The 11,899-nt window shown below is 62.6% G+C and carries 10 protein-coding genes; 6 read left to right on the top strand and 4 right to left on the bottom strand.

All coding sequences use genetic code 11. The annotated features are described in order from the left end of the window. The first annotated feature begins 17 nt into the window (after nucleotides 1-17). From thpR to alaS, 3 genes are all read left to right on the top strand, one after another. The gene (gene thpR, locus MRX98_RS16485) at nucleotides 18-599 is read left to right on the top strand and encodes an RNA 2',3'-cyclic phosphodiesterase (RefSeq protein ID WP_246912508.1); all 582 of its coding nucleotides are present in this window, start codon (nucleotides 18-20) and stop codon (nucleotides 597-599) included. An 83-nt stretch (nucleotides 600-682) separates the two neighbouring features. Further along, nucleotides 683-1,723 carry a recombinase RecA gene (recA, locus tag MRX98_RS16490; RefSeq protein ID WP_246912513.1) on the top strand — a complete coding sequence of 347 codons (1,041 nt, stop codon included), beginning with the start codon at nucleotides 683-685 and terminating at the stop codon, nucleotides 1,721-1,723. Between the two features lie 49 nt (nucleotides 1,724-1,772). Further along, nucleotides 1,773-4,409: an alanine--tRNA ligase gene (gene alaS, locus MRX98_RS16495; protein WP_246912515.1), complete on the top strand. Its 2,637-nt coding sequence runs from the start codon at nucleotides 1,773-1,775 to the stop codon at nucleotides 4,407-4,409. An 83-nt stretch (nucleotides 4,410-4,492) separates the two neighbouring features. Here the strand turns inward: alaS and MRX98_RS16500 are convergent, their stop codons facing one another. Next, nucleotides 4,493-4,954, bottom strand: coding sequence for a chemotaxis protein CheX (locus MRX98_RS16500; protein WP_246912517.1), 462 nt, complete (start codon nucleotides 4,952-4,954; stop codon nucleotides 4,493-4,495). Between the two features lie 193 nt (nucleotides 4,955-5,147). Between MRX98_RS16500 and MRX98_RS16505 the strand changes: the two genes are divergently transcribed. Next, nucleotides 5,148-6,452, top strand: coding sequence for an MFS transporter (locus MRX98_RS16505; RefSeq protein ID WP_246912525.1), 1,305 nt, complete (start codon nucleotides 5,148-5,150; stop codon nucleotides 6,450-6,452). A gap of 264 nt (nucleotides 6,453-6,716) precedes the next feature. Beyond that, the gene (locus MRX98_RS16510) at nucleotides 6,717-8,240 is read left to right on the top strand and encodes a B12-binding domain-containing radical SAM protein (RefSeq protein ID WP_246912527.1); all 1,524 of its coding nucleotides are present in this window, start codon (nucleotides 6,717-6,719) and stop codon (nucleotides 8,238-8,240) included. On the opposite strand, the gene MRX98_RS16515 is transcribed toward MRX98_RS16510, so the two are convergent. The 3 genes from MRX98_RS16515 to MRX98_RS16525 form a co-directional block, all read right to left on the bottom strand. Continuing rightward, the gene (locus tag MRX98_RS16515; protein WP_246912529.1) at nucleotides 8,232-9,302 is read right to left on the bottom strand and encodes an NAD(P)H-dependent oxidoreductase; all 1,071 of its coding nucleotides are present in this window, start codon (nucleotides 9,300-9,302) and stop codon (nucleotides 8,232-8,234) included. The genes MRX98_RS16510 and MRX98_RS16515 overlap by 9 nt on opposite strands. 282 nt (nucleotides 9,303-9,584) lie before the next feature. Beyond that, nucleotides 9,585-10,430 carry a poly(ethylene terephthalate) hydrolase family protein gene (locus MRX98_RS16520; protein WP_246912531.1) on the bottom strand — a complete coding sequence of 282 codons (846 nt, stop codon included), beginning with the start codon at nucleotides 10,428-10,430 and terminating at the stop codon, nucleotides 9,585-9,587. Nucleotides 10,431-10,572: 142 nt separating this feature from the next. Next, entirely contained in the window at nucleotides 10,573-10,971 is a 399-nt protein-coding gene (locus MRX98_RS16525; RefSeq protein WP_246912533.1) for a GatB/YqeY domain-containing protein, read from the bottom strand. A gap of 250 nt (nucleotides 10,972-11,221) precedes the next feature. On the opposite strand from MRX98_RS16525, the gene MRX98_RS16530 reads away from it, so the two are divergent. Then, on the top strand, nucleotides 11,222-11,899 hold the full coding sequence (locus MRX98_RS16530) for a winged helix-turn-helix domain-containing protein (protein ID WP_246912536.1): 678 nt from the start codon (nucleotides 11,222-11,224) through the stop codon (nucleotides 11,897-11,899).

Consider the following 11,899-nt stretch of genomic DNA (forward strand, 5'->3'; position numbering starts at 1 on the left):
ACCGTTGCGATCGGAACATGGGCGACGCCATTCGCACATTCATCGCGTTCCCGCTGCCGGACCACCTGGTGCGCTTGGCCGGTGATTTGCAGGCCGAATTGAAGGACCACGGATTGGACCTGCGGTGGGTGCGCCCGGCGAACATCCACCTGACCCTCAAGTTTCTCGGGGAGATACCGTCCCAACGCGTTGCGAAAGTGACCGACGCCATGCAGGCCGCCGGGCGGGAGACCCCGCCGCTTTCCCTGATGGTGCAAGGAATGGGGGTGTTTCCCGGCATTCGGGCACCCAAGGTGCTCTGGGTGGGATTGGGCGGCGCCACCGAGGCCCTCGGGCGGATGCAGGCGCGGTTGGAAGAGCGCCTGGCAGAGGTGGGGTTCGCGCCGGAGCGCCGGCCCTTCAAGGCCCATTTGACCCTGGCGCGCATCAAGGCCCGTTTGGACGCGGATCGCTTGCTGCAAGGTCTCCAAGCGGCAGGCGGGTATGCCCCGCGGCCGTTCGAGGTGCAGGAGATGGTACTTTACCGGAGTGAATTGCGACCGCGTGGCGCCGTTTACACGCCTCTGGCAGGGACGGCCTTGTGTGCGGACGCCCGGTGAGGACGGTCGCCCCCGGTGTGTTGCGAAGTGGGCGTGGTTTACCAATAGAACATCATAGATTCTAAATCGTGGGGGAGATGGAAATGAGTGTATCCGTGGACAGAACCAAGGCCATCGAATCGGCCATGAGCCAGATCGAGCGACAGTTCGGCAAGGGCGCCATCATGAAGTTGGGCAGCCGTCCCATCGTGGACGTGCCGGTGATCTCCACCGGTTCCATCGCCCTGGACCGGGCGCTGGGGGTGGGGGGCTTTCCCCGGGGCCGCGTGGTGGAGATCTACGGGCCGGAGTCGTCGGGTAAAACCACCCTGGCCCTGCACGCCGTGGCCAATGCCCAGAAAAAGGGGGGCATCGCCGCCTTCATCGACGCCGAGCACGCCCTGGACACCAGCTACGCCAAGCGGCTGGGGGTCAATTGCGACGATTTGCTGGTGTCCCAGCCGGACACCGGCGAACAAGCTTTGGAAATCGCCGACATGCTGCTGCGCAGCGGCGCCATCGATGTGCTGGTGATCGACTCGGTGGCCGCCCTGGTACCGCGGGCGGAGATCGAGGGCGAAATGGGCGATTCCCACATGGGGCTGCAGGCACGGCTCATGTCGCAAGCCCTGCGTAAGTTGACCGGCACCATCGGACGCACCAACACCTGCCTGATCTTCATCAACCAGATCCGCATGAAAATCGGTGTGGTCTTCGGCAACCCCGAGACCACCACCGGCGGCAACGCCCTGAAGTTCTATGCATCGGTGCGGCTGGACATCCGGCGCATCGGCGCCATCAAAAACGGCCAGGACGTGGTGGGCAACCGCACCCGGGTCAAGGTGGTGAAGAACAAAATGGCGCCGCCCTTCAAGGAGGCGGAGTTCGACATCACCTACGGCGAGGGCATCAGCCAGGTGGGCGATTTGCTGGATGTGGGCGTGGAGGCCGGCATCATCGAAAAAAGCGGTGCCTGGTACTCCTACAAAGGCGAACGCATCGGCCAGGGGCGCGAGAACGTGAAGACCTTCCTCGGCGACAACCCCGACCTGATCAGCGCCATCGACCAGGAGGTGCGCGCGGCCATGGGGATCGTGAAGAAGTCGGAATCGGAAGAAGAAACCACGGTTGAACCGGAAGCATGAGCAGCGGCCCATCTCAACGACGAATCAGCGGTTTAATGGAGCAGACAACATGACAGGCAATGAAATCCGCAAGCGTTTCCTCGACTACTTCGAAAAGCACCACCACCGGGTGGTGCGCAGCTCCTCGCTGGTGCCCCGGGACGACCCCACGCTGCTGTTCACCAACGCCGGCATGGTGCAGTTCAAGCGGATTTTCATGGGCGAGGAGAAGCGGGACTACAACCGTGCCGTCACCTCCCAAAAGTGCGTGCGTGCCGGCGGCAAGCACAACGATTTGGAGAACGTGGGGTACACCGCCCGCCACCACACCTTCTTCGAAATGCTGGGCAATTTCTCCTTCGGCGATTACTTCAAGGAGAAGGCCGTGGAATTTGCCTGGGACCTGCTCACCAACGGTTACGGCCTGCCGGCGGAACGCCTTTGGGCGTCGGTCTACACCGACGACGACGAGGCCTACGACCTGTGGCACAAGGCCATCGGCATACCCGCCGAGCGCATGGTGCGCCTGGGCAAGGAGGACAATTTCTGGGCCATGGGCGACACCGGCCCCTGCGGGCCGTGCAGCGAAGTCCACATCGACCGGGGCGAAGCCTACGGCTGCGGCCGGCCGGATTGCGGCGTGGACTGCGAGTGCGACCGTTTCCTGGAAATCTGGAACCTGGTTTTCATGCAGTATTACCAGGACGAAAGCGGCAACATGACCCCTCTGCCCAAACCGAGCATCGACACCGGCATGGGTCTCGAACGTCTGGCGGCGGTGCTGCAGCAGGTGGACACCAACTTCGAAACCGATCTGCTGCGGCCCATCATCGCCCATAGCGAGCAGTTGTCCGCAAAACCCTTCGGCCGCGAGAAGGCCGTGGACGTGGCCATGAAAGTGATCGCCGACCACAGCCGGGCGGCGGCCTTTCTAATTAACGACGGGGTACTGCCCTCCAACGAAGGGCGCGGCTACGTGCTGCGGCGCATCATGCGGCGGGCCATCCGCTACGGCCGCAACATCGGCCTGGAGCGCCCCTTTTTGCACCGGACAGTGGAGACGGTCTTCGACATCATGCGACCGGCCTATCCGGAACTGAGCGAGGCGGCCCCCTTCATCCGCAACGTTGTGCTCAACGAAGAACAGCGCTTCATGGAAACCCTGGACACCGGCCTGCGACTGCTCAACGACTCGTTGGCCGATCTCAAGGCCAAGGGCGCCAATGAGATCCCCGGCGAGCTGATCTTCAAACTCTACGACACCTTCGGTTTTCCCGTGGACATCGTGCAGGATGTGGTGCGCGACACCGGCATGGGCGTCGACCTGAAAGGCTTCGAATCCCACATGCAGGCCCAGCGGGAGCGCAGCCGCGCCAAAGTGAGCTTCGACACCCTGGGCGAAGCGTACAAGGCCCTGGCGGCCCAAGCGGTCAAGGCGGAGTTCACCGGCTACAACACCCTTTCCATGCAATCCCATGTACTGCTTCTGGTGCAGGACGGCCGTGAAGTGGAAGATGCCGGGGAAGGCGAAACAGTGGAAGTGGTGACCGCCGCCACCCCCTTTTACGGCGAGTCCGGCGGCCAGGTGGGGGACCAGGGCGTCATCACCGCTGAAGGTTTGGAGGTGACGGTGGAGAACACCGTCAAGGACCCCACCGGATTGATCATTCACAAGGGCAGGGTGGCCAAGGGCCGCATCGGCAAAGAGCAGACCGTCACCCTGACCGTGGACGGCGCCAAACGGCGCGCCACGGCCTGCAACCACACCGCCACCCATCTGCTGCACACCGCCCTGCGCCGGGTGCTCGGCGAGCACGTCAAACAGGCCGGCTCCCTGGTGGCCCCCGACCGGCTGCGCTTCGACTTCACCCACTTCAGCCACGTCTCCGCCGAAGAGCTGGAACGCATCGAAACCCTGGTCAACGAAGAGATCCGGGCCAATTTGCCGGTGCACACCGAAGAAATGGACGCCGAGCAGGCCATGCGCTCGGGGGCCATGGCCCTGTTCGAGGAGAAGTACGGCGACCGGGTGCGGGTGGTCTCCATGGCCGATTTCAGCAAGGAGCTGTGCGGCGGCACCCACACCGAAGCCAGCGGCAACATCGGCCTGTTCAAGATCATCGGCGAAACCAGCGTGGCCGCCGGCGTGCGCCGCATCGAAGCGCTGACCGGCGAAGCCGCCCTGCGCCAGGTGCAGCAGGCGGTGCGCCGCATACAGGAGGCGGCCCACCTGCTGCGGGTGCGACCCGAGGAGGCGGTGGACCGGGTGCAGCAAATGCTGTCCGGCCAGAAGCGCCTGGAAAAGGAGGTCGAACAGCTCAAGGCCGGCCTGGCCGACGCCAAGGCCCAGTCGGGCGAAGATGCGCCGCGCCTGGTCAACGACGTGAAGGTGCTGGTCAAAAAGGTGGCCGTGGACAAGCCGGCGGCCATGCGCGACCTGGCCGACCGCTTCCGCGACCGCATCGGCTCGGGCATCGTGGTGCTGGGCAGCGCCCTGGAAAGCAAGGCCCTGTTGATCGTCGTGGTGACCAAGGATCTGGAAAAACGCTATCCGGCGGGCAAGATCGTCAAGGCCCTGTCGGCGGTGGTGGGCGGCGGCGGCGGCGGCCGCCCCGACATGGCCCAGGCCGGCGGCCCCCAACCCGAGCATCTGGATGCGGCGCTGGAGAAGACCTACGAGGTGGTGGCGGAAATGGGCAAAGCCTGACGTCGCGCCTCCATCCATGGTGTGCGCCGGGGAGTGCGGCGGTTATCGCGCCGGCCCCGGTCACCATGGAGATTACGCCCCGATCAGTCGCCTTTGACCTTCAGGGCCACTTCGATGATCATTTCGCCTTTGTCGGTGGTGCAGGGAATGTTGATGATGGGGATGCCCGAGGGGTAGCTCACTTTGTGCTTGCCCACCACCACGCTGGGCACGGAGATGCTGTTGTTGTTGCTCGGGAAATCGGTCTTGGCGTTGCCGGCGATCATGTTGGCGATCTCGCCGATGGCGTCGGTGCACACTTCGTCCAGCTCGCTGACCGGTTCGCCGATCAGGGCTTCTACCAATTGAAATGCCACGGCCTGGGAGAGGCTGATCACGACGCAGCCGCTGACGTTGCCGGAGAGGCCGATGATGCTGCTGATTTCGTGGGGCACTTCGTTGCCCTTTTTAAGGACCGGCTTGCCCAATGAAAAGGGTACGGATATCATGGTCTCGAACACCCGTTTCACGGCGACCACGAAGGGTTTGATATAGTTGGGATCCATTCTGCCTCCAGCTTGTCGTGATTGAACGGCGCGGATCTATCCCGCCGCCTGCGGTGCTCATGCCCGCCCATGCCTACCCCATCATCGGCACAAATTCGGGAAACTTTACTCGATTCGGCCCCTTTTTATGCCTTTGCGCGCTCCTTTTTTCGCGTTATAGTGCGCCTTTTCAAACCGCAAGGCACAAAGGGCCATGAACCGAAACCATTCACCTTCATTACCATCACCACCGCCGTTGCATTGGGCCTGGTTCGTCTGGGGCCTGGGGGCATTCTTCTATCTGCTCGCCTTTTTTCAGCGGGTGGCGCCGGCCGTGATGACCGGCGAGCTGATGCGCGATTTCGACATCGGGGCCGGTGCCCTGGGCAATCTTTCAGCCTACTATTTTTACAGCTACGTGGCCATGCAGATACCCACGGGGGTGCTGGCCGACCGCTGGGGGCCGCGGCGGTTGTTGAGCACCGGCGCCCTGGTGGCAGCCCTCGGCACGGCCCTTTTCGCCCTGGCGCCCACCGTGGTGTGGGCCGGACTGGGGCGGCTGCTCATCGGTGGTTCGGTGGCGGTGGCCTTCGTGGGCCTGCTCAAACTGACCAACAGTTGGTTTCCGCCCCACCAATTCGCCATGGTTTCCGGCGTCACTCTGTGTTGCGGCATGGTGGGTGCGGTGTCCGCCGGCACCCCCCTGCGGCTGCTGATGGACCACTTCGAATGGCGGACCATCATGCTGGTGATGGCGGGTGTGACACTGCTGGTGGCCGTGGTGTTGCGGCTGCTGGTCAAGGATCACCCCCACGAAAAGGGGTTCGCAGATTGGATACCACCCGGTTCCGCCGCCGGCGGTGGCGCTGGTACCGGCATGCTGGCCGGGGTCGTCCAGGTGTTTGGCTATCGCAACACCTGGCTGCTCTTTGTCATTCCCGCCGGCGTGGTGGGGACAGTGCTCACCTTCGCCGGCCTCTGGGGGGTGCCCTACCTGAGCACCCACTATCCCATGTCGGCCGCCCGCGCCGCCTTGCTCACCTCCACGGTGTTGATCACCATGGCCCTGGGGGGGCTTTTGTTCGGCTGGCTCTCCGACCGTCTTGCACGGCGCAAAGCGGTTTACCTGGGCGGTGTGGCCGTGGCCTTGGGCGCTTGGACGGTGGCCCTGCTGGTGCCCGGTTTGCCTTTTCCCATCCTGTTGACCGCCCTGGTCGTGGCCGGATTCTTTTCCGGCACCATGATCATCAGCTTCGCCTTCGCCAAGGAGTCGGTGCCCGCCCATCTTGCCGGCACCATCTCCGGGGTGATTAACATGGGGGTCATGATCGGCCCCATGGTGCTGCAACCTGTCGTGGGCGCGATACTGGACCGCAACTGGCAGGGCGCGACGGCGGACGGCATCCGGCTCTACGATTTGTCCTGCTACCAGACCGGCTTTGGCATTATGCTGGCGTGGATGCTTCTTTCGTTAGTACTGCTCGCTTTTACCAGGGAGACAAATTGTAGACAGTTTTAAGTTTAAAGTTTTAAGTTTTAAGTTAAGGAATGCTATCGATTATAGGGGGTTGGGGTGGGCGATTGGATGGGTTTTGTGATGGCTGGTTGAAAGATTTCGATTTCGATTTCGAATGGGGCAAGCCTTAACCTTTTTTTGTGCATAACCAGATACTTTTTTTTGGATGCAGGCTTGTTGGTTGGGAAGAGATGTTTTTGGTGAAGATCTTTTGTTGATTGGATGGGGATGGTTGTTGCGGGATTAGCGCGGGGTGGGGGGGTGGTTTTGATTCATCCCCCGGTTGTCAAGCCTGGCGAGCCTCCGGCGGGGGTGGCGCGGTTGGCGGGGGTTTTGCGGGCCGACGGGGTGGGATGTGCCGTGATCGACGCCAACCTGGAGGGGTTGTACTTCCGGTTGGGCCATCTGCGGGTGGGCGATGACACCTGGTCCCGACGGGCCCAGCGCCATTTGGACGACCATTTGACCGTGTTGCGGTCCGCGGATATCGGGCGGCAGGCGGATCGGTATCGCCGGGCGGTGGCGGATCTGGGGCACTTGTTGGACAGCGAAGGCCGGGTGTCGGACGTTCGGGCGGGGTTGGCGGACTACCGGGACGCGCGATGGTCCCCCTTGCGCAGCCGGGATTTGCGCCGGGCGGCCCGCAACCCCGAGCGCAACCCCTATTTCGCTTACTACGAGGCGCAATTGCTGCCGCGGGTGGCGGATTTGCAGCCGGCGGTGGTGGGCATCTCCATCAATTTTCTTTCCCAGGCGCTGTGCGCCTTCGCGCTGATCGGGCTGCTGCGTCGCCGTCTCGGGGCCGCGCGCATCGTCATCGGCGGCGGCTTGGTAACCTCCTGGTTGCGGGGCGGCCGGGTGCCGTCCGGTGTCGATGAGTGGGTGGAGCAGATGGTAGAAGGGCCCGGTGAGGCCCATCTGCTGCAGTCCATGGGTCACGGTGACAGGATGTTGCGGGAATGCGGCCGCCGGCTGCCGGATTACAACGATCTGGCGGCACAGCCCTATCTGAGCCCCGGCTTCATTTTGCCTTTCAGCGCCGGCGATGGTTGCTGGTGGCGTCGGTGTGCCTTTTGTCCCGAGCGGGCCGAACAGCGACCCTTTCGGCCATTGCCCCATTCGCTGGCGGTCGGGCAGCTCCGTCATTTGACGGCCGTCACCCGTCCGGTATTGATCCATTTGCTGGACAATGCCCTGTCGCCGGCGTTGCTGAAAGCCTTGGCCGCGCATCCCCCCGGCGCTCCCTGGTACGGTTTCGCACGCATCGGCCACCCATTGGATGATCCGGAAGCTTGCCGCCGGCTGGCGGCGGCCGGATGCGTGATGCTCAAGCTCGGCCTGGAGTCGGGGGATCAGGGGGTGCTGGACCGGTTGCAAAAGGGGGTGGCGCTGCCCACCGCCGTCCGGGTGCTGGACAATCTGCGGCGGGCCGGCATCGCAACCTATGTCTACTTGTTGTTCGGCACGCCGGCCGAAGACGAGGCCGCCGCCTTGCGGACCCTGGACTTCGTGGCGGCCCATGCGACGGCTATTTCGTTTTTGAACCTGGCCATCTTCAATCTGCCCCTGGCAAGCCCCGATGCGGCGGATTTAACGGTAAGCGACTTCTATCCGGGGGACCTGGCCTTTTACGGCGATTTCGTTCATCCCCGCGGCTGGGATCGGGCCAAGGTGCGCCGCTTTCTGGATCGCAGATTCAAGCGCCATCCGGCCGTTCAGCCCATTCTACGCCGCGATCCGCCCATCTTCACTTCCAACCACGCCCCCTTTTTTGCCGCCGCTTCAGGATGATTTGGCGAACAGGCGGAGCATCAGATCCAGATCGCCGCTGACTTGGTACTGTTGTTCCAGAAACAGTTGTTGGCCGTCCGCCTTGCCCGTCAGAATGTTCATCCATGTGTCGAAGGGCGTTTCAATGGTGATATCCGCATCGGGACGATGACCGGGCTTGGCCCCCACGCTGCCGTCCCGGATCAGAAAATGGCAGTCGCCCGTCACCGCGCCGCTGAAGCGGAACTGCAGCGTCGCCGCCTCTTTGCCGACGGACCGGGCGTTGATGCCGTAGGGCATGATCAACATGAAGGTTTCCAGGGAGTCGGGGCGGGGCACGCATTTCCGGCGGCGAAAGGCCCTGGGGGTGAGCTGTTCGGTGATGCAGCTTTTCCAGAACAGATTGCCCATGACGCTGAACAGATGGGTGTCGATCAGGGGCTGGGTGATGCGCGCCATGGTTTCCGGCGCCACCGCCATGGTGGTGACGATCTCCCGGCCGGCCTGGGCGGTGGCCGCCAGGATGTCCTCTTTTTTGGCATGCAGAAAGGAGTTCATCATGGTTTCGGCGGCGGTCCGGAAAATGTCGGCCACGTGGGCCACGTCGGGATGGCGGGTGCGCGCCATGAAATCGGCCAGGGCCTCGAACTCCGACAGGTCCGGAAAGCCGCAGACGCTGAGCAACACCTCCGCGGGCATGGGCACCCGCAACGGATGATAGGTAATGCCCTCCGCGTTCTGGACGAAGTACGGTTGCACCATTGGCAAGGTGCGTTCCCGGAAGCAGGCCATGCGGGCATTGACCGTGTGGAAGTACAGCGGCGAAGCGTAGACCGCCACATCGGCCGCCTGCAGCTTGGGCAGCAGCTCGGCGCTCATGTCGTCCTTGAGCACGCATTGGCCGGGGGTGCGGGTCCAGCAAGTGAAACAGCCGGTGCAGTGTTCGATCCGTTTGTCGCGCAGGTGGACGACCTCCACGGCGGCGCCCGCTTCGCGCATGCCGGCCGTCAGATGTTCCAGCATGATTTCGGTTTTGCTTTCAATGCCTGTTCGCGGACTGGCGTTGAGGGCCAAAATGTTCATGGGCATACTCCCTGTCCTTTGGCTTGGTTGGCAGGAGCCTGGGTGAACGCCTCTACAAATTCGGGTCGATCACCGCTGCAAAGCCAGTACACCGACCCCGTGGGAAATGTCAAACAGGCAAACGGTCCGTCGGGGGATCCGCCACGGTACGCGCAACAGGACTTGCCGCGCCAACGTCACATCACGGTGGAACGATTGTCCGTTTGCATCAAAAACCAAGCGGCCCCGGATGAACCGGGACCGCTTGGCGGGTTTGGAGCGGGTGTCGTTGGCGGCGACGGATTAGAAATGCTTTTGGGACACGTCCCAATTGGTGTCGTTGCAGATTTCACAGCGGCCGATGAACGCCTCGCCTGCGTAGATGTCGTTTTGCAGGTGGTACATGAACCAGGCGGTGACATAGCCGCGAGCCAACCCCAGGTTGCCGGTGAAGCTCATGTGGTCCATGCCCTTGGCGATGCCGAAAAAGGTGGGTGCCGTGGCGCGATTGAAACTGGTGCTGCGCACCAGGGAGGGGGACACCAGGGTGTCGTTGGCGCCCGCCACCAGAAAAATGGGGCCGCGGACATTGCGGATATCGCCGGGGGACGGCGCCAGGGGGGCCGAGCAGGTGACCCGGGGGTCCGTGGCGGCGTTGATGGCCCCGCCGCCGCCCTGGGAGTGGCCCGTGGTCCCGACCTTGGTGGTGTCCAGCATGCCGTAAAAGGGGCTGGTGGGATCCTGGTGCTGTTGCAGCAGGTAATCCACCCCGGCGCGCATCTCTTCGCCGCTGCCGGTCATGGAACTGTCCGAGGCGATCACCACGAACCCCCAGGAGGCAAGATGGTTCAGGAACCCGGTGTAACCCATGGTGGGGGCGCCGGTGCCGTTGCCCCAGGTGATGATGGGGTGGTAGCCGTCCATATGGTGCGGGTGGTAGATGCGAAAACCACTGACGCGGGTCGTTGTGGTGCTGTACGATCCCTGCTCCGCGTACTGCTCGGCGATGGGCATCGACGGCGTAACAGTGGGATCACAACCAGAATCGCCCCATCGGGGCTCACATGCCGAAAGCATCAAAAATAGGCAGGCGATGGCAACGTAGACGGTGGTGTTTGAAAAAAGGACCTTGCGAAGCGACTTCATCATATCCCTCCAATGGATCCATTATGGAGTAACCATGACGGAGTCTAACAAAGCCACCTCGGGCGTGCAACGGGGACTATCCTATATTTTGCCGAGGGATATCCCTATTTGCCCGCTTTTCGAAAGGTGGCCGGGTCGACCGCCATTACATTTCCTGAAGGATCTTTTTCACCGTGTTGCCTTCGGCCGAGGCGCCGAAGTGGGCCATGATGGGGCTCATGGCCTGCATCTTGTTCTTGAATTGGGAAAAATCGATGTTGTCCCGGATCCAGGCGGCGATTTCATCCTCGGTGGCCATGCGCGGCAGGTAGCTTTCGGCCACCTCGACAAAGCGGTTGGTCTCGTCCCCGCCCGATTGGGCCAGCACCTCTTTTTCGGATTTGACCAGCTTCTTGATGATCTTGATCACCTCGGCGTCGGGCAGCTCCTTGCCCGCCTGGCGGCCGAATTCACCCATGATCACCCGCAAAATGCTCTTCTTCTCCTCGTCCTTGGCCTTCATGGCCGCCGTCAAATCCTTCTTTATCTGTTCCTGGAGTCCCATGACGTTCTCCTTCTCCACCGGTTCAAGGAAATAAATGCACTGCTGCGGCATAACCTCATGCAATCGCGACTTAACACCACCCCCTGCATCAAGCAAGCAAAAACAGGGTGCGGCACGCATTGCCCTGCCGCACCAAGGGCATTATAATAGCTGCCGAAACTGGTGGGGAGGGCGCCCAAGCCAAAACTCAGGCCGAACCGATCATCGGCACGTCTCCTCCGCCGCAACACCAAACAGCGATTGCAATGCCATGCGCCTGCTGCTTATCGAAGACGATCGAAAAATCGCGGCCTTCATCATCAAAGGGATGACGGCGGCCGGATTCACCGTGGACCACGCCGTCGACGGCCGACAGGGCCTGGACCTGGGGTTGGGCGAACCCTACAATGTCATCATCGCGGACCTGATGCTGCCGGGACTGGACGGCCTGGAGGTGATCGCCCGCCTGCGCCGGGCCAAAATCAAAACACCGGTCATCATTCTCAGCGCCAAGGATTCGGTCGACGACCGGGTCAAGGGGCTGGAAACCGGCAGCGATGACTATCTGCCCAAGCCCTTCGCCTTTTCCGAGCTGCTGGCCCGAGTGCAGGCTTTGATGCGGCGCGCGGCGGGCACGGCGGAGTCCAATCGTCTGACCCTGGGCGACCTGACCCTCGATCTGGTCACGCGGGAAGTGACCCGCGACGGCCGGCGCATCGAGCTGCAGCCGCTGGAGTATGCCCTGTTGGCCTATTTGATGCGCAATGCGGGCAAGGTGGTCTCCAAGACCATGATCATGGAGCACGTGTGGCACTACAATTTCGATCCCCAGACCAACGTGGTGGAGGCTCGCGTTTGCCGCCTGCGGGACAAGATCGACCGGGGTTTTTCCACCAAGCTGCTGCACACCGTACGCGGCGTCGGTTACGTGCTGCGGCAGGAGGCTTAG

Origin of the sequence: Desulfatitalea alkaliphila, assembly GCF_022968795.1 — a bacterium.
Classification (GTDB): Bacteria; Desulfobacterota; Desulfobacteria; order Desulfobacterales; family Desulfosarcinaceae; genus Desulfatitalea; species Desulfatitalea alkaliphila.